General features: G+C 50.4%; 24 protein-coding genes. 9 read left to right on the top strand and 15 right to left on the bottom strand.

The annotated features are described in order from the left end of the window. Nucleotides 1–5: 5 nt before the first annotated feature. The 13 genes from DS731_RS07295 to DS731_RS07235 all read right to left on the bottom strand — a co-directional run bounded on the left by DS731_RS07295 (nucleotide 6) and on the right by DS731_RS07235 (nucleotide 11,397). Nucleotides 6–323 carry a hypothetical protein gene (locus DS731_RS07295; RefSeq protein ID WP_119500702.1) on the bottom strand — a complete coding sequence of 106 codons (318 nt, stop codon included), beginning with the start codon at nucleotides 321–323 and terminating at the stop codon, nucleotides 6–8. After that, nucleotides 323–1,270 carry a hypothetical protein gene (locus DS731_RS07290; protein ID WP_119500701.1) on the bottom strand — a complete coding sequence of 316 codons (948 nt, stop codon included), beginning with the start codon at nucleotides 1,268–1,270 and terminating at the stop codon, nucleotides 323–325. Before DS731_RS07290 ends, DS731_RS07295 begins: the two co-directional genes overlap by 1 nt. Next, nucleotides 1,267–1,470: a hypothetical protein gene (locus tag DS731_RS07285; protein WP_119500700.1), complete on the bottom strand. Its 204-nt coding sequence runs from the start codon at nucleotides 1,468–1,470 to the stop codon at nucleotides 1,267–1,269. The genes DS731_RS07290 and DS731_RS07285 overlap by 4 nt, the downstream gene beginning before the upstream one ends. 64 nt (nucleotides 1,471–1,534) lie before the next feature. Further along, on the bottom strand, nucleotides 1,535–1,942 hold the full coding sequence (locus DS731_RS07280) for a hypothetical protein (RefSeq protein WP_119500699.1): 408 nt from the start codon (nucleotides 1,940–1,942) through the stop codon (nucleotides 1,535–1,537). Beyond that, entirely contained in the window at nucleotides 1,939–2,436 is a 498-nt protein-coding gene (locus tag DS731_RS07275; protein ID WP_119500698.1) for an HK97-gp10 family putative phage morphogenesis protein, read from the bottom strand. The genes DS731_RS07280 and DS731_RS07275 overlap by 4 nt, the downstream gene beginning before the upstream one ends. Beyond that, nucleotides 2,433–3,038: a hypothetical protein gene (locus tag DS731_RS07270; RefSeq protein ID WP_119500697.1), complete on the bottom strand. Its 606-nt coding sequence runs from the start codon at nucleotides 3,036–3,038 to the stop codon at nucleotides 2,433–2,435. The genes DS731_RS07275 and DS731_RS07270 overlap by 4 nt, the downstream gene beginning before the upstream one ends. Continuing rightward, entirely contained in the window at nucleotides 3,025–3,456 is a 432-nt protein-coding gene (locus tag DS731_RS07265; RefSeq protein ID WP_150154257.1) for a hypothetical protein, read from the bottom strand. The genes DS731_RS07270 and DS731_RS07265 overlap by 14 nt, the downstream gene beginning before the upstream one ends. A gap of 59 nt (nucleotides 3,457–3,515) precedes the next feature. Then, nucleotides 3,516–6,071: a phage protease gene (locus tag DS731_RS07260; protein WP_119500695.1), complete on the bottom strand. Its 2,556-nt coding sequence runs from the start codon at nucleotides 6,069–6,071 to the stop codon at nucleotides 3,516–3,518. A 69-nt stretch (nucleotides 6,072–6,140) separates the two neighbouring features. Continuing rightward, nucleotides 6,141–7,190 carry a hypothetical protein gene (locus DS731_RS07255; protein WP_119500694.1) on the bottom strand — a complete coding sequence of 350 codons (1,050 nt, stop codon included), beginning with the start codon at nucleotides 7,188–7,190 and terminating at the stop codon, nucleotides 6,141–6,143. Next, complete coding sequence (locus DS731_RS07250; RefSeq protein ID WP_161599116.1) at nucleotides 7,187–7,465, bottom strand: GroES family chaperonin; 279 nt, start codon at nucleotides 7,463–7,465, stop codon at nucleotides 7,187–7,189. Before DS731_RS07250 ends, DS731_RS07255 begins: the two co-directional genes overlap by 4 nt. Then, the gene (locus tag DS731_RS07245; RefSeq protein WP_119500692.1) at nucleotides 7,449–8,846 is read right to left on the bottom strand and encodes a portal protein; all 1,398 of its coding nucleotides are present in this window, start codon (nucleotides 8,844–8,846) and stop codon (nucleotides 7,449–7,451) included. Before DS731_RS07245 ends, DS731_RS07250 begins: the two co-directional genes overlap by 17 nt. 3 nt (nucleotides 8,847–8,849) lie before the next feature. Further along, nucleotides 8,850–10,451 (bottom strand): hypothetical protein, encoded by a 1,602-nt coding sequence (locus DS731_RS07240; protein WP_119500691.1) that lies wholly within the window; start codon nucleotides 10,449–10,451, stop codon nucleotides 8,850–8,852. Beyond that, complete coding sequence (locus DS731_RS07235; protein WP_119500690.1) at nucleotides 10,444–11,397, bottom strand: hypothetical protein; 954 nt, start codon at nucleotides 11,395–11,397, stop codon at nucleotides 10,444–10,446. Before DS731_RS07235 ends, DS731_RS07240 begins: the two co-directional genes overlap by 8 nt. Nucleotides 11,398–11,730: 333 nt before the next feature. Between DS731_RS07235 and rsxA the strand changes: the two genes are divergently transcribed. Genes rsxA through nth form a run of 7 tightly spaced genes read left to right on the top strand, consistent with a single transcriptional unit; the run spans nucleotide 11,731 to nucleotide 18,286 of the window. Next, nucleotides 11,731–12,312 (top strand): electron transport complex subunit RsxA, encoded by a 582-nt coding sequence (rsxA, locus tag DS731_RS07230; RefSeq protein ID WP_119500689.1) that lies wholly within the window; start codon nucleotides 11,731–11,733, stop codon nucleotides 12,310–12,312. Next, nucleotides 12,312–12,881: an electron transport complex subunit RsxB gene (gene rsxB, locus DS731_RS07225; RefSeq protein ID WP_119500688.1), complete on the top strand. Its 570-nt coding sequence runs from the start codon at nucleotides 12,312–12,314 to the stop codon at nucleotides 12,879–12,881. The genes rsxA and rsxB overlap by 1 nt, the downstream gene beginning before the upstream one ends. Nucleotides 12,882–12,886: 5 nt before the next feature. Further along, entirely contained in the window at nucleotides 12,887–15,232 is a 2,346-nt protein-coding gene (rsxC, locus tag DS731_RS07220) for an electron transport complex subunit RsxC (protein WP_119500687.1), read from the top strand. Continuing rightward, entirely contained in the window at nucleotides 15,233–16,306 is a 1,074-nt protein-coding gene (gene rsxD / locus DS731_RS07215; protein ID WP_119500686.1) for an electron transport complex subunit RsxD, read from the top strand. Next, nucleotides 16,303–16,953, top strand: coding sequence for an electron transport complex subunit RsxG (gene rsxG, locus DS731_RS07210; RefSeq protein WP_119500685.1), 651 nt, complete (start codon nucleotides 16,303–16,305; stop codon nucleotides 16,951–16,953). The genes rsxD and rsxG overlap by 4 nt, the downstream gene beginning before the upstream one ends. Next, entirely contained in the window at nucleotides 16,950–17,642 is a 693-nt protein-coding gene (locus DS731_RS07205) for an electron transport complex subunit E (RefSeq protein WP_119500684.1), read from the top strand. Before rsxG ends, DS731_RS07205 begins: the two co-directional genes overlap by 4 nt. Nucleotides 17,643–17,650: 8 nt before the next feature. Beyond that, complete coding sequence (gene nth / locus DS731_RS07200) at nucleotides 17,651–18,286, top strand: endonuclease III (protein WP_119500683.1); 636 nt, start codon at nucleotides 17,651–17,653, stop codon at nucleotides 18,284–18,286. 4 nt (nucleotides 18,287–18,290) lie between these two features. Here nth and DS731_RS07195 read toward each other — a convergent pair whose 3' ends face one another. Then, nucleotides 18,291–18,731, bottom strand: a complete 441-nt coding sequence (locus DS731_RS07195) for an aspartyl protease family protein (RefSeq protein ID WP_119500682.1) — start codon at nucleotides 18,729–18,731, stop codon at nucleotides 18,291–18,293. A gap of 318 nt (nucleotides 18,732–19,049) precedes the next feature. Between DS731_RS07195 and DS731_RS07190 the strand changes: the two genes are divergently transcribed. Beyond that, on the top strand, nucleotides 19,050–19,409 hold the full coding sequence (locus tag DS731_RS07190; protein ID WP_119500681.1) for a hypothetical protein: 360 nt from the start codon (nucleotides 19,050–19,052) through the stop codon (nucleotides 19,407–19,409). A gap of 204 nt (nucleotides 19,410–19,613) precedes the next feature. After that, a complete protein-coding gene (gene glpQ / locus DS731_RS07185) occupies nucleotides 19,614–20,627 on the top strand; it encodes a glycerophosphodiester phosphodiesterase (RefSeq protein WP_232373544.1) in 1,014 nt (337 codons plus the stop codon). Between the two features lie 8 nt (nucleotides 20,628–20,635). On the opposite strand, the gene DS731_RS07180 is transcribed toward glpQ, so the two are convergent. After that, on the bottom strand, nucleotides 20,636–21,499 hold the full coding sequence (locus DS731_RS07180) for a flagellar protein MotY (RefSeq protein WP_119503346.1): 864 nt from the start codon (nucleotides 21,497–21,499) through the stop codon (nucleotides 20,636–20,638). Between the last annotated feature and the right edge of the window lie 176 nt (nucleotides 21,500–21,675).

The raw sequence follows: 21,675 nt of genomic DNA, 5'->3' as shown, positions 1-21,675 counted from the left end.
CTCTGTTAGTTTTTTTCCTCTACCCCGGCATCCATCCGCAGGTAAGCGTTGTAAAGGCCAACGCGATAATTGGTGTCTGCCAGCAGCTCTTTGTGATCAGCAGCGGAGACGACTTCCATGTCCTTTTCCGTGTCACCTACTTCCATCACCACTTTCTTAAGCAGCAGGTTCTGACCGCCTTTTGACACGCTGTCGAATTCCTCTTCTGACAGGCGCTTAAAGCGGGCAAAAAACTTGTGTTGCTCGGTACCGCCGCCATCAGCCGGAACATTCACAGTCACCGGCCATACCACACTTTCTTTTTTGACTATTTGCAGTTTCATCAGGCCACCGTAACTGTGTTTTTACCAATGCCGCCGTAGGGCAGAATGAAGGTGCGTTTACCTTCAAATTCACCGTAACTGACGCCAAGGATTTGAATTTGGGGGTTTGAGAACGTGACGATGTTGCCGGCAGTACCGCCGTGCACACACGACACCGGCATGAATGTTTGTGCTTCGCTGGTAACCAGCGCAAACGGATCGAAATCACCATGTTCCGGCGCCAGAATTTCGATAGAGCCTTCCGGCTTGATGTCATCAATACTGATGCCTTCATAGCCCGGAATGTCGGTGTAATTCACTTCCATCGACTGGTCACAGGAGTAATTGATCATGGCGTATTCTGTGCCGTCCAGCATGAACGTGGTGTACTGACTGCCCACTTTCACCGGCGTGATCTGATTGAATGACGGTGTTGGCATGGTTGCCGCCAGTACCCCGCCATAAATGCCTTTGATGGTCAGCGTATAGGTAGGCACTGCACCGTTCGCCAGCGACCAACTGATGTTAGCCTGGGCACCCAGCAATTTGTGATTCCGGCCAGCATGGAAAAAGTAGAACGTGGCATCCGGCCAGCTATCATCGTCCAGCTGTTCGTAAGTGGCATCCGTACCGGCATTCAGCGTTTCACCGAAAGCTGCCGTTTTGAACATGCCGCCATATACCGGCGCATTGCCTGCGGTACCGGCACCGGCCACTTCAATTTCCGTAGAGATTTCGAAGTGCTGGCCAACCAGCATCTGAGGCTTATAACCCAGTGTGGCATCGTCCAGTTCGCGGTCGAGGGTATCGACATTGAGGGTCAGGGTGGCATTCTTGGTTTGAATATGAACCGGCGTCTGGCCCGCAGCGATGTAATCTTCACCTACCGTTAAGCTCTGACCGGACGCAAACACGGCCATGGTAAGCAGCAGACGTTTTACTTTGTACTTCTGGAAAGTCGCACTCATGCTTTGGACTCCTGTGATTTCTGTGGCAGCGCGGCTTTTTCATCCGCTGGTACCGCAATAATTTCCAGTGCCGGCGCAGCATTCACTTGCGCCAGTTGAGCAGGTGTTAGCGCACCGTCAGCAAACTTGTTTTCACCGGGTTTAAAATCGACACCGGCACTGCGTACCGGTTTGGATGTGGAATTTTTGATAACAGGCATACTGGCCCCCTTTTTTGATTGGGCCAGTGTCGCAACAGGTGTTCAGCAGGGTTAGGGCAAATTCTTACAGGTCGTTAAATTGCAGTTCTGCCACTACCCAGGCATGATTAGGATCCATCTGTCTGGATGTGTGGGCTTCAGTAATTTCAATATTGGTTTCATCGCCGGATACACCGTCCTGCTGAACCAGCGTGGTGATGATATCCAGCATGGCGAATTCCATTTCTTCCCGCTCTTCACCGGTTACGGTGTCATTGACCCATTGCTGGGCGATGATCATAAATTTATGGTTGCGGTCGTTAGTGCGCAACCAGTCACCGAAACGGGGAAAGCCGGCAGACACCACCGCATAAATCGGGCGTGAGTCATTTTCGCGGGTGTTCAGTTCTTCATAGCTGCGGGTGATATACGCAGTCGGTACCAGTGATTGCAGATCGGCTTTTATCTTGTTGAGGTTGTCAGATGGCTTCATCTTTTAGCATTCCGAATATCTAAGTCATTTTTCAAAACACGAACTGCAGTGGCCGGCAGTATTTTTCGTACATGTTCTGCTGCTGGTTTCATGAAAGGCTGAGCCTGTGTGCCGTGATAGAAAATTTTTGTCTGGATCAGGTACACCAGTTCTTCCATGCTCATTTCACTGTCGGCGGGTGTGATGTTCTTTACATTCAGCCAGTCCATCAGTGTTTGTTCCGGTACCCAGCCACCTTTCTTCGTACCTTTTTCCACATACGCTGAGTAATGAGCGCCGGCAACGATTTGCTGATGACTTAAAGAAACCTGTTTACCGTTTATTGAATTTGTCAGCGTTGACTCTGCTTTAGGCGCAGCACGCTTTGCTTCACGTACCCCTTCATTGGTACCACGGCGTAATATCTTCGCTGCAGTAGCGTCGATATCTCCCATGCTCTTCTGCAAATAATTCAGCAGAGCACGGGTGTTCAGCTGCAGCACCACTTCATTCATAGCGAACGGGCCAGTGCGCTGGCTTCACTATCCAGAATGTCGTAAGCCTTTTTCGGGCTGCCGAACTGAATGCGGCCGTTTGATGTTTTCGCTGTCACCTGTGTACCGGCTTCACGGATCATCAGCGCTTTCATGCACTCCATCTGGCAAAGCAGTAACAATAATCCCTGTTTGCGTGGCTCAACCGTAATGGTGGTGCCATCGTAGGCATAAGTGGCGTAGTAATAATAAGTGAAGCTGCTGCCGAGGCTGGCCAGCATTTTGGCGGTCGGGGCAAAACTGAAATACAGGTTGCCGTTGTTCATTTCCACGTTGGGCAGTCTGGACACAAACCCCGATTCCCACGGCGCTACATTCTGTTCTGTCCCCCACGGTGAAGACTTGTATGCCCAGGCATCTGCCGGGGCGGCATACGTCAGCACATTGGGTTGCAACGTAATAGTATCGATACCGGTGTTAGGGGCCAGCTTCGCCAGTGCATCCAGTGCGTTATCAATCATGGTATCGGCAAAACTGCTGTCGCTGGTGAAGTCGAGCAGCTTAGCGCTGCCCGACAAAGCATCCGTCACCGCTGTAATCAGTGTGGTTCTACTTATTGTCATCTTTAGTTTTCTCTGCGCGGGATTGTAGTTCCTGTTCCACCATGGCTACCTTGGCTTCATCGTCAGCAACTGCAAGTAATAATTCGTCCAGATTGGTCACTGAAGACAGTTCTCTGGCGAAATCACTTAATTCCGCGTCATATTCCCGTTTTTCGATTTCCTGACTAATCAGAGTCAGGGCCGTTTTACGGTTTGCGCCACTTTCTTCCGCGCCCTTCACCTGATTAAGCTGGTCCAATGTTAAACCAGCCAGACTATTCTCTAATGCATTTACAGGTCTGTCCAAAATGGGAACAGGGTCGAATTTTTTCTTTGATGAAGAGGGAATAACCGTTACAGGACGACTTTCACCCGGGGGAATAAGTACACCGCTTTCAAAAACAATTTTGTCAGTGTTGTTGGTAAATAGCTTTTGCATAATGCGCTCCATGAAAAAGGGCAGGCAAATGCCTGCCCTTTTGGGGTAAGTGAACCGGATTAACGGCCCGTTGCTGAATAAACCAGTACAGAGGTGTAACGGTTCGCCAGCGGCTTGGGTGTATGAATCGCGTTGTATTCTTCACCGTATGCTTCTTTGGTACCGTTCATTTCACCGGTTACCGGGTCGCGCCCTTCCTGCATTTCACCAATCGCAAATGCTTTGGCTACTACGTAGTGAGACGTTCCGCGCTCACCCATCAGAATACGCTCATCGCCTAAGTCGATGCCCGGGGCGTTAGTGGCCCATGATGGCAAGCCTTTCACTTTTTCAAGGTCACCCATGCTGTTGGTGTCTGCACCGTCACGCTTCAGGCTCACCACGAACTGGTCAGCGTTAGTGCAGGTGTCGTTCAGGGTGTTGCTCATCAGCAGGAAGTTCGGCGTAATGTAACGGTCGTCTTTCATGGTGGCCTTGCGGCTGCCAATTTTACGTAACAGGCCGTTTAAGTGCGCTTCCAGCTTGGTGTCAGACGGCAGGTCAATATCAAACTTGCTGACATTGGTTGCATAGCTGTAGCTGAGCGTGGCGGCAGAGGCATTTGGTGTGACCGCTGCACCGGTTTCATCAACCAGTGTGATGTAACCCAAGTTGGCGTTAGTGATCACATAGTAAGTGCCGGTTGCCTGCTTACCGGTACCGTCGAATGGCGCAATGTTCGCACCGTCAACAGTAAGTACCAGCGGATTAGAAGCAGAACCCACTGCCGTACCCTGAAGGTCATAAACCTGATGCGGACGGACAACAGGGAACTGGGCCGTTTTAATCTGGCTGGTTGAACCATCCAGTTGTGACGCAATGTTCTCGCTGGTGACAGTGCCTGCATTGAAGCTGTCAGACATACGCAGCATTTCGTTAGCCAGACGGCGCACCACAATTTCACGCAGAATACGTGAACAGGTTGCCACATGGCGGCCCCATGCATCCCAGTTCACACCGGAAACGCGGGTAAAGTGCATCATTTCGTTAGACACGTTGAACGCAATCTTCATGGCGTTCACGTACGCGGTGTCCATTTTCTGACTTACGCCGGCCTTAGGAATACCGCCGCGTTCAAATACCAGGCCATCAGTACGGCCATTGAACGCTTTACGCTCTTCGTAAGGGATCTGGGTGGTTGTCTGGGCAGACGGGTCAGTGGTAGTGGCAACCAGCTGCAGAATGTTTAAGTCGTGCAGCGCTTCACGAATTACTTCACGGCGGAAGGCATACGGTAAAGATGTGTCACTCATGCTGCCTTCTTCGCCGGAGAGCACTTTGTGTTCACGCATCAGTTGCTGGTTATACTGACCATCAAACAATGTCAGTACGTTATCCACGAACGGGTCAACAGAATCAGACAAACGGATTGCCCCGTTTGCAAATGCAGATGTCAGTTTTAACTGTTTACGGACATCCTGTGCCAGCTTCATTGCATTTGCGTTGTGACCGGATGCCAGCATGACTGAACCCATCGGGCCATGTGCACCGGTAAAGCCCATACCTGCCAGTTTGGTTTGTGAGTCCAGTTCTTCACCCAGGGTAATTTGCTGGTTTGCCATGGCTTTCACCTGGCCTTCAGTCATATCACCGGTGATAAGGTCTGCCGCTTTCAGCAATTTGGCTTTGGTTTCTTCAGACAGCGCTTTGGTGGCAGTAATGTGATCGCTGAACAGTTTAATGTTCGCATCTTTCTTCTGCTGCGCTTCGCTGAGTGCTTTGGCCTCTTCCGTTTTCATTTGCTGCATCAATGCAACAACGTCATCTTTCGATAAGCCGGCAGATGGCGCACTCAAATTAATAACCGGTACCGTTTCAGGCGCAGATTCTGCCAGCGATAACGCCGTTTCCTGCAGTTGTGCCATCAGTTGCCTTTGCTGGGTTTCATCAGAAACCGTTTCAAGGGCATTTGTTGCAGTAGCAACCCACTTATTAATAGCCGCTTCGCTGAGTTTCTTATTCTGCAGCGCAGTGGTGAACAATTTGATTAATTCTTTCACGTTTGATTCCTCGGATAGTTCGGTAGCGAGCTGCTCACTGATAAGCTGCATGCCGGTAAATGCAGCATCGCCTTCAGAGAGTTCAACCCGGTCTAGGTTTTTGACACAGGGACGAACAACTAAGCCAGCACCCAACAGGGTTGGCCCGTGCTCAGTGAACGGGTGTTCATTGGTGACAAAATTCTCCATGAATTCTGCCGACAGATAGCGATACCCTTTTTGCTTGATCAGGTCGTGACCAAAGGGTGTCCACGCCACCTCTGCACGCAGTTTGTTCCTGTCCAGGAATAAGCGTGTGATGGTACCTGCCGCGCCGTCAGCCGGATTGTGCGCACGGTCAATTGAGATGTCCTGACCGAATACGCCTTTATTGAAGTTATCCACCATGCTTTGTAGCATCACGGGGGTAATTTCAAACTGGCCGTACCGGGGGTCAAAAAACTGACCGGTGCGGGTAACCGTAACGACACTGCTCTGCCGTTCGGCATCCACCGAGACTGCAGAGGCAAGAAAGCGCACCGTGCGGGTTTCCGCAGGTGCTTCCAATTGGATTCGACGATTGTTGTGTTGGCTCATGTCCACACTCTTCTAACAATACCTGTCAGCAGTGTGGCAAGGGGGTAACAGCAGGGTTAGGGCAAAAGGTTATCCGAAGCGCTTTTTCAACGCTCTGACTTTTGAATTAATCATGGTTTCTTTGAGTACACCGGACTGCAGCAGGTTATTTTTGTACACGCCCAGCACGCCCACCCGAATATTGCCGGGCTGATTAGCCAGCCAGCTGATGCGGTCTTCTTTCCCCGAACGGTCTTCCTCTGACACTTCGTCTTCGAAAACCGCCTCTTCATAACTTAAGGTATTGGGGTGTGCCGGCCACGGGCTTTTTCCTTTAGGATATACGCCACGGCCAAGGCCATACCGGTTCACTGTGGCATGCATATCACAAATATCGACACGGGGGTGATTGGGGCTGAGCATAAAGCGTGTGCCGATCACATCGTCATCATCTGCCAGGCTGTTCTGATAAGCCATGCCGTGTGCACGGTTGATTTCAGTACGGAACAACCGTCTGGCCTGCCAGTAAGCCGCGTCAGGATCCTTTGCCTGCGCCTTCAGTACATTGCCAATGTTTTGTTCGCTGCCCTGTTGCACTTTATTTTGCATCTGCGCCGCCGGCACTTCACCACTGGCGATCAGCTGCGCTGCTGCTTCACTGGCAGAATGCCCCTGAATAACGGCACGGTTGATAGCGCGTACCACTGCAGTTTTATTGCTGTCGTTAACAATCCAGAGACGATCAGACAGTTGCAGCCCGTCAGCGCCGGTAAACTGCTGAACATACCGTGTAGTGCGCTGGCTGATATCCACAGCCGCTTCGACAGTTTTATACGATTGGAAAGCACGGGTACCTATTTCCGCACCCTGCTGAATACTGCTGTTCAGTAACGAGGTTTGTAATCTGGCAAGGTTATCCAGTACCGATTCCACATCACGGCGCAGCGCCTGCAACTGCTGTAACCTCACAATGCCTGAGCTGTCTGTATGAAAGGCCAGTACGGTGAGTATTTCAGACAAGCTGCTTTCATAGTGTTCCTGCTGCGCGGACAGGGTTTCTTTGTCCAGTGCGAAGTAAGCCGCCAGAGCGAGGGCCTGAGCGCGGCGGATGGTTGCTTTTTTACGTGACAGTTCGCTCATAACACCGCCTGCACATCAGCTTCATGGATAATGCGTACTGTGCCGCTGTCCAGTTCGTAGCGGTATCCGGCGTAGCAGCTGATGAAGATTTTATCACCCACGCTTACCCCCACCGGAGCACGGCGGCCGTTTTTCAGAACACGCCCCGGGCCCACGGCAAGAACAGTGGCAATGTTCGACGGCCGTTTGTCTGTCACTTCAATAATGGAATCATTTTCTCTGGCATCGTCAGAAATAATAATTCTGTCTTCCAGTGGCTTAAGAGTTTGACACATGGGTGGCCGATTCCCCTTTGGGCTGATTTCCCGGAGTAATACTGACACGTTGTTTGGTACCGTCATTGGTGACGGTACCATCATCATCGTCCTGTTCGCCGGGGTACGGGTCTTTGCTGGCTTTCTGGGCTTTGATGCGGTCTATCACGTTTGCTGATTCAAGGCCCGCCGTTTCCCAGATGAGCGAGTCAGGTACGCCCATGGCCTGATACTTCAGTGCCAGATCCGCTTTCTGATTGCGGGTTTCCGTTTTACGTTCTGAGAACTGCACCTGAAAATCATAGGCATCCGGATTAATCCCGTTCAGAAGCAGCTGCAAACGGAACCCTTCGTAATATGCCTGGGATAATGTGTCCTGCAGACCGTCTATTTCTTCAAAATAGTCTTTTTTCAGGTCTTCAAGAATGTCACGGTTCAGCCCTTCCGAGTAACCGAACAGGCCTTTTGGCGCGGGTGCACCGGCAAAGAATGTATCAAGCAGATGCACCACATCGGCAATGGCATCTAACTGGGCATCACCGCCCAGTGCGTTTACGCCACCTTTGTAATTCGAATAAAAATCAGTAGTGATTAAGCCCTTGCCGGCTTCCTGTTCATTTTTGTATTTCTGTAGTTCTTCGTCCTTGGCACCTTCCAGTACATGACTGAAGCGCTGGGGAGCGCGGGTGCGGCGGCGGATAACCAAATCATCTTCTGTCATGGTGAGCTGCTTCCATGACTTGCGGGACGCATCCAGATACGGGCGGCCAGGTGCGCCGTAATCATCGTAGTTATCAGGGTCCAGCCGGACCATAGAAATCTGCCAGAAAGCAAATTCGGCAATGACCTGATGCCCGCCGACAGGATCCAGTTGCTTATACGCAGAACGGGTACTTTTGAACTGGCCTGTGGCATCGGTATCCGGATACATAGTTTCACCCGGCATCCGTAAACCCAGTGTCACCTCACGGCGATTATTAATCACCCATTGCAGCGCCAGCTGGCCTTCCATGACTGCACCCCGTGCATCAGACTGCAGTTTTTGTGCATTATCCAGCCCCAGCCGCTTTTGCCACTGCTTGAACAATTTGGCAATCCGCTTATTCTCTGCACCTTTCCACTGCAGACGAATACCGCCCTTTGTGGCATCGCGGGCCATGCGCTTGTGAATTTTCTTTACACGGCCATCCTGTTTGTCCATCAACCGGATATTCAGTACTGACGATTTATATTCCGGAGAGATAAACAACTCATCGTACATACGGCGCAGGTAATTACCGGAGTCAACGGTGGTACCGCCCCGTGTGTCATTTTCTTTTGCCTGGTCATTTTCAGGTGATACCACCGCATCACCGGACGGATGACGGCCCAGCATGCCAGAAATTTTACTGAATATGCCCATGTGTTAATTCCCCGCAATATACATTTGAGTGCCCAGCAGTTCGTCGCGGGTACGTGAAGTGGTGGCAACCACTGTGGCCGGCTTGGGGTTACCCCGCGTGGCCAGACCCCAGATGCTGGCCATGGCCGCATCAAACAAGTCATCGCCTATTTTCTTCAGCACCATAACGTAGCTGGAATAGCTTTTTGTTGTTTCTTCAGGACGAATGTTCGACAGCTGCTTAATGAAAGTTTGCATATCGCTGACCGCCAGGCTTTCGGCATCCAGTCCGGTTGGGTTTAAATGGTCGACGTAAGGGATCACTGCATGAAGATGATGAAATATAGCCCGCAGCGCCTGCGCCATGTTGTGTTTCATTGACCCTTCAAAACGCAGAGGAGCAAAGGCCCATTCATTCCACGCACTGGCGTTTGACTCACCATCATTCACTGCACGGATATTGATATCTGTCAGCCCTTCGGCAAATAAGTCGTGATTCAGCTGGGTAAGCATACCCAGTCCGTAAGCATCCCCGATAGCGTAATCCGGACGGAAGTAACGCCAGAACGCCAGCAGGTCATTTTTCACAACGGTGTCATCGGTACCGGGTGCCCACGTTTTGGCGAACAGGATCACAACGTAGTTTCCAACCTGTTCTGACACGATAAAAGCATGCTTCGATGCGTTGGCCGATTCACCGTGACCGGCGGCATCATAGCCGAAACTGAGCAGGCCGCGTTTTTTGTAACGGCTGCCGGGCTCGGGGACCACCATTTCAACATTCACTTTTGCACCGGTCTGAATGGCGGCACGAATGTATTTTTCCCAGATAAGGTTAGTGGAAGATGTATTAATGCAGAGCAGCTGGCGAATGTACTCTTCCGGAGAAAGTTGCACTTTCATGTCGTCGATAAACTTGCCATTCAGAATGCCCAGCTGGACTCCCAGATGACAGTCTACTGTAGGCAGAAGATGATACTTTTTCGTTTCAAGCAAATTAGACAGTACTGATGCACCTTTGAATACACCGGTAATCCGGATTATCGGATCATTCTTGGCATCTTCATCCGCACCCAGCCGGCGTGTTGACCCCATGGTAAGTAAGAAACGGGAATTCAGACGCTCCTGATCAAGGTCGTCCACTTCCTCAATACTGGCAATCGTTAAGTCACCACCGTCTATCTGGCTGAAGATACCGTAACCCCGCGCAATACTGCGGTTAGCGAAACGGTAATACGTGTCGCTCATCTGTTTACGGCCGTTACGGTATTCAATGAAATTACTGAGAATGTCGGAACGGCGGATTGCGTCGAGGTGATACCCGAGGTTTACCAGACTCTGCGCCTCTTTAGGGGCAACGATGCCCAGTTCCTGATCAGGGTTGCACGCCAGATACTTCTGTATCCACATTTCTTTCACTGCTGTTTTACCGGTACGGCGGCAGCTGTTGTCTACAGTATTCTGGTGTTTGTCCATCTCCAGACACTTCAGTACCTGCATGGGGTCGAGTGTCACATCATGAACGTGTTTGTGCCACAGGGCATGGTCATGTTGGTATCGCAGAATTTCCGTTTCTGCCAAATTTTGCAGTCTGCGCCGCTCTTTGGCTGTAACCCGTTCAGCCATCGCCGTTCGCTTGCTGGTGTTCGATTAGGATAGGATCTTTCTTCAGTGCATCCTGTGAGTTCTTCAGCATCTGCTGCAAATTCTCCAGACTCTTTGCCTGAGACTCCTGGAAACTGAGCAAATCAGCCTTCTGTTTGTCATCCTGCTGTAACCGGCCCATCTGAATTTCGTTTTCTTCCTGTACTTTTGGTGTCATGCCGAGGTCAGAAAGCGACAGGTTGTTTTTACTCATCAGATCAAAAATATGTTTCAGCAGCGGGTTGGCTTTGGCATCCATGATGGTGCGGCGTTGGCCGGTTTCATCATCAATGTACTGCGCTAAATGGAAGTTACCGTCTTTATCGAATGCATAAGCTGGAGATTCTAACAATACCCCTTTGCTGATCACGCTGAGCAACATGTCATCCATCAGCGTGGCCAGATTGGCCTGAGTAATGGCGTGATGTTCGCGCAGCACTCTGGGGTCATTGGTTTCTATCGCAATGAGATGGCGCATAAACAGTTCTGTGCGGCGGGCACAGGCAACCTGACTGGCGCAATATTCAAAATCAATCGTGCAGGTTTTACAGGCATCGTATTTACCGGGTTTAGCCGGAAAGTACATTGCCTGCTTGGCGGCTGCGCCGTGCTTTAGCGCATTGAAGCGGGTTCGCATTGCCTCTTCAGGCGTTGGGTGGCCATCAAGGTTTGCAGCTGATGCCGCTTTACCTTCCAGCGTTTTAGGGCCAGTGCTTTTTACATAGCTGGAGAATAAACCGCGCTGCCAGGGTATTTGCTGAGAACGGGAATCACACTCCGGACAATCAGCAAAATACCGGTAAGGATGAGATAATCCGCTATCCTCTTTTACTTCGTCCGGCTCTGCATCCCAGACGTGTTGACAGGCATCACATCGAAATGTAATGTCCGTCCGCGGTTGAAGATACTGCGTTTTATCTGTTTTCATGTCTGTATTGTCGTTTTGCCCCAGCAGCAGGGTTAGGGCAACTTTGGTACAGGGGAACTATTAGAAGAAATTGTCCTTATGCCGCCTTTCTCAATGATGGCGGGAGTTTGCGGCGAAATTGGATGAATGGAACGTTAATAGTTCCCAGTAAGGACGGGGCGGGGAGCCACTCTTATTTCTCCTCTTTGTTTCATCGCAGAAATTCATTTCTTTAAATTATTCTCATTTGTATTAAGTTGTTAATCGCGCGACAAAAAGCGATAATACGCAACGTGACAGACACTGCTGTTTTTTAAATTTTCTAATGTCCAATATGCGTTCACTGCTTTTACTATGACAGATTTTTTGTTACTCCTTGTGGGTACAGTACTCGTTAACAATTTCGTGCTGGTTAAGTTTCTGGGTTTATGCCCCTTTATGGGCGTGTCCGGAAAACTTGAAACGGCCATTGGCATGGCCATGGCGACATCCTTTGTTTTAACACTGGCATCTGTCACCAGTTATCTGGTCGAAACGTGGCTGCTTGTGCCCCTGGGCATCGGTTATCTGCGTACACTGGCATTCATCCTGGTGATTGCCGTCGTGGTACAGTTCACTGAAATGGTCGTGCACAAGACCAGCCCGACCTTATACCGGCTACTCGGAATATTTCTGCCTCTTATCACTACCAACTGCGCGGTTTTGGGTGTTGCGCTGCTAAACCTGACAGAGCAACATAATCTCATTGAGAGCCTGATTTACGGCTTCGGTGCTTCTGTTGGTTTTTCTCTTGTGCTTATTTTATTCGCTGCAATGCGTGAACGTCTGGCCGCAGCAGATGTTCCGGTGGCTTTTAAAGGCGCTTCTATTGCCATGGTTACCGCCGGCCTTATGTCGCTGGCATTTATGGGTTTCAGCGGTCTGGTGAAATTATAATGACGATATCAGTAGCACTTATCGCCATCGGCGTACTTGCCGTCGCATTCGGCCTGCTTTTAGGCTACGCCAGTATCCGCTTTAAAGTTGAAGCCGACCCTCTGGTTGAGCAAATCGATGAAATCTTACCGCAAACGCAATGTGGTCAGTGTGGTTATCCGGGTTGCCGCCCCTATGCAGAAGCAATTGCGAACGGTGATGACATTAATAAATGTCCGCCCGGCGGCGAGTCCACGATTAAAAAACTTGCCGACCTGACCGGTAAAGAAGCCAAACCCCTCGATTCAGCCCACGGTGAAGAAGACGTGAAAAAAGTCGCCTTCATCCGCGAAGATGAATGTATCGGCTGTACCAAATGTATTCAGGCATGTCCGGTAGATGCCATTCTGGGCGCTGCAAAACATATGCACACGGTGCTGACTCAGGAATGTACGGGTTGTGATCTCTGCGTGGACCCCTGCCCTGTTGACTGTATCGACATGGTGCCCGTTGAAACCACAACGGCGTCATGGAAATGGGATTTTGATAAAACGCCCAAAGGCGATATTCCAATTAAGATGGTGTCGTAATCGTGATGTTTCCTGTTTATGAAGATGTTCTGGCCCGGCTGGATAAGGGTCAGCTCAGCAGCTTTCCCGGTGGCGTACATCCTGAAGGTCATAAAGGGCTTTCGAATCAGACTCAAATAGTGGATCTGCCGCTGGCAAAGGAATACGTCGTGCCGGTACGCCAGCATATTGGTACAGAAGGCACGTTACTGGTGCGCCCCGGCGATAAGGTTCTCAAAGGTCAGCCACTGACTCAGTCCAGCCAGCCTTTTTCTGTGCCTGTCCATGCGCCCACCTCCGGTACCATAGCCAGCATATCGCAGCATGTTACCGCTCATCCCAGTGGTTTGGATGAACTTTGTGTGACGCTGAAAGCCGATGGCCATGATACCTGGTATCCTCTTTCTCCCTGCCCCGACTATGTAAAAGAAGAAAAGGTGTTACTGACTGAAAGGTTATGTGATGCAGGAATTTCAGGTATGGGAGGCGCCGGCTTTCCCAGCCACATTAAGGTGAATACCAACAAGCCAGTTGAGTTTCTGATCATCAACGGCGTGGAATGCGAGCCTTACATCACGTCAGACGACAGGCTGATGCGTGAGCACGCTGACGGCATCATGGCCGGTATTGAAATTCTTGTACACCTGCTGTCACCCAAATGCGTGGTGATCGCCATTGAAGACAACAAACCAGAAGCCATCAGGGTTTTATCAAAACAGGTTGAAACCCTGCCCCACATCCGTGTGGCAACAGTAGAGACAAAGTATCCTGCCGGCGGTGAAAAACAACTTATTCAGGTCGTTACCGGCCGTGAAGTGCCCCGCAAAGGATTACCTCTTGATGTGGGTGTGACCATGTTCAATGTGGGTACCTGCTTTGCAGTTGCTCAAGCCGTTATTGAAGGTAAACCCCTGATCGAAAGGATCGTCACTGTCACAGGTCAGGCAGTTAAACGCCCCGGAAACTATCGTGTTCGCCTTGGGACACCGGTGAATCACGTGTTGTCTCAGGCGGGTTACCTCGGTGAAAAGCAGACAACGCCACAGGTCATCATGGGCGGCCCGATGATGGGCTTTACCTTAAATGACGCCGCGGTACCAGTGGTAAAAACCACCAACTGTCTGTTGGTACCGGCTACAGGTGAACTCACCAACGGTGACGACGAACGCGCCTGTATCCGTTGCAGTGCCTGTGCTGATGCCTGTCCGGCAACATTGCTTCCGCAGCAATTGTACTGGCACAGTAAAGCGAAAGAATACGATAAGGCACAGGAATATAATCTGTTTGATTGTATCGAATGCGGTGCCTGCGCTTATGTATGCCCCAGTGAAATACCGCTGGTTCATTATTACCGTAAAGCCAAAGCTGACATTCGCCTGGAGCTTGACGAAAAAGCGAAAGCAGACAAAGCCAAAGAACGTTTCGAAGCCCGCAAGGCCCGTCTTGAACGGGAAAAAGAAGAGCGGGAAGCGAAGCATCGTAAAGCCAAAGAAGCAAGGCTGGCAGCTGCCGCACAACCGGTAACTGACGCTCCTGCCTCGCCAAGCAGCGATACAGCACCCAAAGATAAAGTAGCGGCCGCACTGGCACGTGCCAAAGCCCGCAAAGCGGCAGCACAAAAAGCAGAAGCGCAACCGGAAACGGCCCCCGCTTCACAGGACGAAACTCCTGCTGCAACTGATAAGAAGGCCGCAGTCGCAGCAGCCATCGCCCGGGCGAAAGCTAAGAAAGCAGCTCAAAATGCAACGCCTCCTGCTGATTCCGCTGACGCCGCTCCTGCACCGGAAGGCGAAACTGACAATAAGAAAGCCGCAGTTGCAGCAGCCATAGCCAGAGCGAAAGCTAAGAAAGCAGCTCAAAATGCAACGCCTCCTGCTGATCCCGCTGACGCCGCTCCTGCACCGGAAGGCGAAACTGACAATAAGAAAGCTGCAGTTGCAGCAGCCATAGCCAGAGCTAAAGCCAAAAAGGCGGCCAGAGAAGCGCAACAGTCTGCAGACGACAACAGCGAAAAACCGCCGGTACAAACAGAACCGGCACAAAAAGAACCTGAAGCAACCCAATCCTCCCCTGCAGCACCGTCTGCTGAAGAAGCCAGAAAAGCGCGTATCGCAGCCGCTGTTGCCAAAGCAAAAGCGAAAAAGGCGGCAAAAGACAATGATGGCGCACCGGAACAGGATGCAAAAACCGGAGCAGGGGCTCAGGAAACGACTGATAAACCCGACGCTGACAAGCAAACAGATGCACAGGCTGATTCAGACACAGTACAAAAAAAAGCAGATCCTGCGGATGAAAAGAAAGCCCGTATTGCTGCTGCGGTTGCAAAAGCAAAAGCGAAAAAAGCCGCCAGAGACAACGGGAATAATGACTAAATGAAACTAAATCTTGCCAGTTCCCCTCACTTACGCGCAAAGCGTGATACCAGTCAGGTCATGCGCCTGGTGCTGTACGCCATGTTGCCGGGTATTGCTTGTCAGGTTGTATTCTTTGGCTGGGGCGTCGTCATTCAGGCGTTCCTTGCTGTTGCTACAGCACTGGCAACAGAAGCCGCGATTTTGTCTCTGCGTAACAAACAGGTTAAACGCAATCTGTCTGATTACAGTGCCGTACTCACAGCCTGCCTGCTGGCAGTCAGTATCCCTCCTACTCTGCCCTGGTGGATGACCGTCACCGGCACTTTTTTCGCCATAGCAATCGTGAAACAGCTTTACGGCGGATTGGGCTATAACCTGTTCAATCCGGCGATGGTGGCTTATGTCGTGCTGCTGGTATCTTTCCCTGCGGCAATGACTCAGTGGCTGCCACCGGAAGGCGTAAGAGCGGCAGCATTATCCTTTGCAGATACATTGAGCCTGATTTTTACCGGTTATACGCAAACCGGTCTGGATGTTACTCAAATCAGGGATGTGGCTGACGGCATGACATCTGCGACGCCGTTGGATCAGTTGAAAACCGGCCTGACCCGTTCTTCAACTCACTCTGAGTTACTGGCATCGCCAATTTACGATGGCGGCCTTTTTGACAGCGGTGCCGCAGGCTGGTCCTGGGTAAGCGCAGCCTGGGCCCTTGGCGGGCTGGCGCTGTGGCGTCTGAAGGTTATCAGCTGGCACATTCCCGGCAGCATGATCGCCAGCGTTGCCCTGTGCGCTTTATTTCTTCATCTGCTCAATCAGGATATCTACGCGTCACCGGTGTTTCACCTTATCAACGGCAGCGTATTATTCGGTGCGTTTTTCATTGCCACTGATCCGGTTTCCGCCTCCACCACAGCAAGAGGTCGGATAGTATTTGGCGCGCTCATCGGATTCTGGATTGTGATTATCCGTACGTTTGGCGGGTATCCTGATGCGGTCGCCTTTGCGGTCATTATCATGAACATGGCTGTGCCGCTAATCGATTATTACACCCGTCCGCGCACCTACGGCCATCCGCGGGGTAAAGCATGATGAACAGTATTGTGAAAAATGGCGTGATGCTGGGCGCTTTTGCCATTGTGACCACCGGTTTAATTGCCACTACTTTTTTCGGCACTGAGTCGCGCATTGCAGAGCAGGAACAGCAAAAATTGATGTCTTTGCTGAACGCAGTGGTACCCCAGTCGCTTTATGATAATGAACTGTATGCAGATTGCACCGCCGTCACTGATCCGCTGCTTGGTAAGCCGGGCACTTTACGCCACGTTTACCGTGCACGGTTAAACGGAGAGCCCGCCGCCCTTGCTATTGAAGCTGTGGCACCGGACGGTTACAGTGGGGATATTGCCATTGTTATCGGTGTCACTGATGACATGACGGTAACCGGCGTGCGGACTGTGAGACATCAGGAAACTCCAGGGCTGGGTGACAAAATTGAATTGTCAGTCAGTGACTGGATAACGTCTTTCAACGGTGAGTCCTTCGATGATTCGGCGCTGAACAAATGGCAGGTAAAAAAAGACGGTGGCAAATTTGACCAGTTTACCGGCGCAACGATTACTCCCCGTGCCGTTACAGGTGCAGTAAAACGGGCCCTGTTGTATGTGGAAGCAAACCGTGAGTCTTTATTTGCCCTGCCAGTTAATTGCATGGCTAAGCAACCCGGAGGTTCAGAATGAGTGAGTGGAAAAATCTGACCATCGAAGGTTTATGGAAAAATAATCCGGCACTGGTTCAGCTTCTGGGTTTATGCCCCCTTCTTGCGGTCACCGCAACAGTTATTAACGGGCTTGGCCTGGGGCTGGCAACCACATTGGTGCTGGTTGGTTCAAATATTACCGTGAGTCTGGTACGAAATATTGTCAGGAACGAAATCCGGATCCCGGTGTTCGTGATGGTAATTGCAGGTTTTGTAACCGTTGTTCAGCTACTGATGAACGCCTTTACTTACGAACTCTATTTAACACTGGGCATTTTTATTCCGTTAATTGTGACAAATTGCGCCATCATTGGCCGGGCTGAAGCCTTTGCCTCGAAGAATCCGGTCCTGCCGGCAGCCCTTGACGGCCTGATGATGGGTGCAGGGTTTACTGCTGTGCTGATGTTACTAGGCGCCATGCGCGAAGCGCTGGGTTCCGGTACCCTGCTAAGCGGAGCCGACCGTCTTTTTGGCAGCATAGCGACCAACTGGACCATTACTTTGTTTGATACAGACCAGCCTTTCCTGCTCGCTATTTTGCCGCCGGGCGCATTCATTGGCATGGGTCTGCTCATTGCTCTTAAAAATGTTATCGACGCGCGGATGGCTGCCAAAAAGGTTCCGGAAGCCAAAACCGTCACCCGAATCAGGGTAACTGCTGAAAGTTAAGTTTTGCTATGAATAATACTAAAAGAAAGGAAATTCTGACCCGGCTGAGAGACGCTAATCCTCATCCCACGACTGAATTGAACTTCACTACACCCTTTGAATTGCTGGTCGCAGTGACCTTATCCGCACAGGCAACCGATGTGGGTGTGAATAAGGCGACGGCCAAATTGTTTCCCGTGGCCAATACGCCGCAGGCTATCGCAGATTTGGGCGTAGATAGTTTAAAGGAATACATCAAAACTATTGGCCTCTACAATGCCAAAGCCGAAAACGTGCACAAGCTCAGCCAGATCATTGTTGAAAAGCACAATGGCGAGGTACCGGAAAGCCGGGAGGCGCTGGAAGCTTTGCCGGGCGTTGGCCGTAAAACGGCGAATGTAGTACTGAATACAGCATTCGGCTGGCCCACCATTGCTGTGGACACTCACATCTTCCGGGTATCAAACCGCACTAAATTTGCCATGGGCAAGAACGTGGACAAAGTGGAAGAAAAGCTGTTAAAAGTCGTGCCTGCTGAATTTAAGGTCGACGTTCACCACTGGCTGATCCTTCACGGCCGCTACACCTGCATCGCCCGCAAACCACGTTGTGGTTCCTGTATTATTGAAGACTTGTGTGAGTTTAAGGAAAAAACAGAAGTCTGATTTATCAGCGGCAACCGGACAGGGTGACGGATTCAGCCGTGATGGTCATAGGTGCCGCTTTAAGCAGTGTATTGATACCCAGAATATTGTTTCCTCCGGGCATCACGGCAACTTCTACCGGACCCAGTTCGCAAGCCTGTCCGATACGGATTGAACTGAGCTGATACTGCGACACAGTGAGAATTTTTCCGTTCGCCAGTCTGGCTGCCGATTTCCCCGTTTGTTCAAGCTTCCGGCCTTTGGTTAACGCCTCAAAAGTTGCTTTATTTAAGGTCAGCAAGCCGGAGCCGGTGTCGAGAAGAAATGAAGCTGTGACTGCCGATTCAAGCGTCGCTTCAAGATACAGTGTACCGCCAGCACTCTGGTCAAGTGGCACCGCCTGTTCACTGGCAACTACCGCAGTTGTAAGCAGCATTGCTGCTACCCATAAAATGATGTACTTCATAACTGTTCCGGCCCTGCTGACGATACCTGTACAGTTACAGCAACTTAAACGCCATTCCGGTAAGTTACTGATTTGTCATTGTCCCGTACCTCTCAGTGTCTATTTAACAAACCAAAAAAGTGCACATCCAGCTAAATTGCACCACCAAAAAGCACAAAAAGATAAAAATGCAGTGAAATCCTCCACATTTGATAGCTAACCATTGTTCAAACTTCATGACTGATAGAATAAAGCTATCTCCAGATAGTATTGTTTCATTTTTATTCAGCCATACAATGGAATAAAGCACCATTTTAATGCAAATAAAAGGACACTGTTATGAAAAGAACCCTCTCTCTGCTGAGCTTATGTGTTTTACCGGCCCTGTTTACCGGAGCGGCTGCCGGCGAAACACGAAATAATGAAATGATTGATATCCAGGTTGTGGATTATGCCGGTAAACCACCGTTTAAACGCAAAATAGTCAGCCTGCCGGTACATGATGTGGCTCAACTTGAGTTGGCAGGTGGCGAACCTAAAGAATATGTGGAAGTGAAAGAGGTCATCATGCGGGGTAAGCCTCCGTACCGTCGCATCACAACAACGATGCCTGTATACGATGTCGCTCAGTTTGAACTGCTGGAAACGGAACAGCAAAGTCAAAAACAGGGCAGTCGTCCCCCGTTTAAGCGCTTCTGAACATATGTCAGGGCGGCGCAGAATTTACTGAGCCGCCCTGTTCTCTTTCCTCACTGACCATTTTAACCATACCTTCCGCCTTTACAGATCTACGTCACACAAATGTCTTCTTTCCCCGCCAGAATAGAGGTTTTGGTTCCGGCAAAAACATCCTGTATGCTTTTCTTTTGCTGTCGTTACCTGTGTCGTTCACCAATAAAGGATCTGTTTGTGTTAAAAAACACTTTGCTCTCTTTCACCTTTTCTACGCTGTGTTTGAGTACCAGTGCCGCTGCATTCGATATCATTGCTCACAGAGGTGCATCTGGCTATCTTCCCGAGCATACGCTGGAAGCCGCAACACTGGCGTTCGCCCAGCAACCGGATTTCATCGAACAGGACGTGGTAGCCACCAAAGATGGTGAACTGGTTGTACTTCATGATATTCATCTGGATACAGTAACCAATGTGGCCGCGAAGTTTCCTGACCGCGCCCGTGAAGATGGCCGTTGGTATGCACTGGATTTCACGTTAGCGGAATTGCGCACTCTTCAAGTAAAAGAACGGTCGGATACCGCTGGAAAACAAGTGTTTGCCAATCGCTATCATGGCAGTAAAGCGCTGTTTACCATTGCTACGTTAGATGAACATATAGAACTCATCAGTGAGTTAAACCGCGAATTTAACAGCAACATTGGCTTTTATACTGAAATCAAGTCGCCAGCCTGGCATAAAAAAGAAGGCACAGATATCAGCCAACTTCTGCTTGATACACTGGCGCGCTATGACCTCAATGGCGGGAATGCCAATATTTATGTACAGTGTTTTGATTTTGCTGAAGTTAAGCGTCTGCGCGACGAGCTGGGTTTTAAAGGCAAGGTAGTCTTATTGCTGGCTGACAACAGCTGGGGTGAGTCTCCCACTGATTACCAGGCACTTCTGACTGAACAGGGCATGCATGATATCGCAAAATATGCTGATGGCATTGGTCCCTGGTTACCACAGTTACTGGACATGCAGGCAATGCAGCAAGGTAAAGTTGTCCCTGCTTCCTGGCTGGCAACTGCGAAAAAAGAAGGGCTGATTATTCACCCTTATACATTCAGAATTGATGCACTGCCAACAGGTATGACAGCAGAACAGATCCTCGGACTGCTGACAGGGCCGCTGGCGGTTGATGGCGTTTTTACCGATCAGGTCCCGCCGGTAAAAAGCTATTTACAACACAGCGGAAAATAACCCGACGCCTATCCCCTGGACAACCGCACCACAACGCGACGGTTGAGCGCACGGGCGTCACTGTTGTCATTGGGCGAGATGTGACGCTTCTCGCCGTGGCCAGTGACTTCGATACGGGAGGCATCCACCCCCATGGCTGTAAAGTACTCTTTCACCTGATTAGCTCGGCGGACAGATAACTGCTCATTGCTCCAGCGTCCGCCATAGCTGTCGGTATAACCGTCCAGTAGCACCAGTTCGAGTCCGCTGTCTTCTTTCAGATATTCCCCAATCATGTTCAGACGCTTTTCTGAGTATTTGGTTAAATCCACACTGTTTTTCTCGTAAGACAGCACAGTGTACGCAATATCATCAAAACTGTAGGGCAACAGTTGTGACACGCACTTCACGAAGTTGCGGTATACCGGTGTGAAGTTGCTGGCATTCAGGGCAACAGCCACTTTGTCGTATTCGTTGTACCAGTCCTGATAGTAGATAGTCGGCCAGTAGCCCTTTTCCAGTTCACTGAGCATTGTCCAGGCAGCCTGCTCAGGCAGGTCGCCGTTGTACTGGGTTCGCAGGGTCATATCAGCGATATTTTTAGGTGCTGCGCCGGGCATCCAGGAAGGAGGGACGGAATAAACGGCGGCTACGCCAAATTTCTTCGGCAGCAGTTGCATGTCCAGTTCGAATTCCATATTCAGTTGCTTCGACGCTACGCTGGAGAACTCGGCATCGCCGTAACCGGGCACTGCATGAGATAAAGTGCACTGCAGACGGCTTTCATCTTTCAATTGCCAGTCAGAGGATTCCACAGTCGCAGAATACTGGCGCATTGCGCCGTAACCCGGTGCACTTATCAGCAAAAAACACAATAAAGCCTGTCGAAACATAATATGCCCTGAAACAAAGAGAAAAGAGGTGGCTCTTTCTTTATCGCCGCCCTGCGAAAAAAGTTTAGCACAATGGTCAGTATAATCCCCTTCCCTCACAGGTAACAAAGGTAGATACATACGGCTTATCTTGCGATAATCCACTTTTCCTTTGCCCATGCACTTGTTTATTCAGA

Source organism: Alteromonas sp. RKMC-009, assembly GCF_003584565.2.
In the GTDB taxonomy this organism is placed as follows: domain Bacteria; phylum Pseudomonadota; class Gammaproteobacteria; order Enterobacterales; family Alteromonadaceae; genus Alteromonas.
This window is presented reverse-complemented; position numbering and strand designations above follow the sequence as displayed.

Bases quoted from the DNA above. Each gene is read 5' to 3' on its own strand.
- DS731_RS07295 (WP_119500702.1), bottom strand. From the start codon at position 323: ATGAAACTGCAAATAGTCAAAAAAGAAAGTGTGGTATGGCCGGTGACT.
- DS731_RS07290 (WP_119500701.1), bottom strand. From the start codon at position 1,270: ATGAGTGCGACTTTCCAGAAGTACAAAGTAAAACGTCTGCTGCTTACC.
- DS731_RS07285 (WP_119500700.1), bottom strand. From the start codon at position 1,470: ATGCCTGTTATCAAAAATTCCACATCCAAACCGGTACGCAGTGCCGGT.
- DS731_RS07280 (WP_119500699.1), bottom strand. From the start codon at position 1,942: ATGAAGCCATCTGACAACCTCAACAAGATAAAAGCCGATCTGCAATCA.
- DS731_RS07275 (WP_119500698.1), bottom strand. From the start codon at position 2,436: ATGAATGAAGTGGTGCTGCAGCTGAACACCCGTGCTCTGCTGAATTAT.
- DS731_RS07270 (WP_119500697.1), bottom strand. From the start codon at position 3,038: ATGACAATAAGTAGAACCACACTGATTACAGCGGTGACGGATGCTTTG.
- DS731_RS07265 (WP_150154257.1), bottom strand. From the start codon at position 3,456: ATGCAAAAGCTATTTACCAACAACACTGACAAAATTGTTTTTGAAAGC.
- DS731_RS07260 (WP_119500695.1), bottom strand. From the start codon at position 6,071: ATGAGCCAACACAACAATCGTCGAATCCAATTGGAAGCACCTGCGGAA.
- DS731_RS07255 (WP_119500694.1), bottom strand. From the start codon at position 7,190: ATGAGCGAACTGTCACGTAAAAAAGCAACCATCCGCCGCGCTCAGGCC.
- DS731_RS07250 (WP_161599116.1), bottom strand. From the start codon at position 7,465: ATGTGTCAAACTCTTAAGCCACTGGAAGACAGAATTATTATTTCTGAC.
- DS731_RS07245 (WP_119500692.1), bottom strand. From the start codon at position 8,846: ATGGGCATATTCAGTAAAATTTCTGGCATGCTGGGCCGTCATCCGTCC.
- DS731_RS07240 (WP_119500691.1), bottom strand. From the start codon at position 10,451: ATGGCTGAACGGGTTACAGCCAAAGAGCGGCGCAGACTGCAAAATTTG.
- DS731_RS07235 (WP_119500690.1), bottom strand. From the start codon at position 11,397: ATGAAAACAGATAAAACGCAGTATCTTCAACCGCGGACGGACATTACA.
- rsxA (WP_119500689.1), top strand. From the start codon at position 11,731: ATGACAGATTTTTTGTTACTCCTTGTGGGTACAGTACTCGTTAACAAT.
- rsxB (WP_119500688.1), top strand. From the start codon at position 12,312: ATGACGATATCAGTAGCACTTATCGCCATCGGCGTACTTGCCGTCGCA.
- rsxC (WP_119500687.1), top strand. From the start codon at position 12,887: ATGTTTCCTGTTTATGAAGATGTTCTGGCCCGGCTGGATAAGGGTCAG.
- rsxD (WP_119500686.1), top strand. From the start codon at position 15,233: ATGAAACTAAATCTTGCCAGTTCCCCTCACTTACGCGCAAAGCGTGAT.
- rsxG (WP_119500685.1), top strand. From the start codon at position 16,303: ATGATGAACAGTATTGTGAAAAATGGCGTGATGCTGGGCGCTTTTGCC.
- DS731_RS07205 (WP_119500684.1), top strand. From the start codon at position 16,950: ATGAGTGAGTGGAAAAATCTGACCATCGAAGGTTTATGGAAAAATAAT.
- nth (WP_119500683.1), top strand. From the start codon at position 17,651: ATGAATAATACTAAAAGAAAGGAAATTCTGACCCGGCTGAGAGACGCT.
- DS731_RS07195 (WP_119500682.1), bottom strand. From the start codon at position 18,731: ATGAAGTACATCATTTTATGGGTAGCAGCAATGCTGCTTACAACTGCG.
- DS731_RS07190 (WP_119500681.1), top strand. From the start codon at position 19,050: ATGAAAAGAACCCTCTCTCTGCTGAGCTTATGTGTTTTACCGGCCCTG.
- DS731_RS07180 (WP_119503346.1), bottom strand. From the start codon at position 21,499: ATGTTTCGACAGGCTTTATTGTGTTTTTTGCTGATAAGTGCACCGGGT.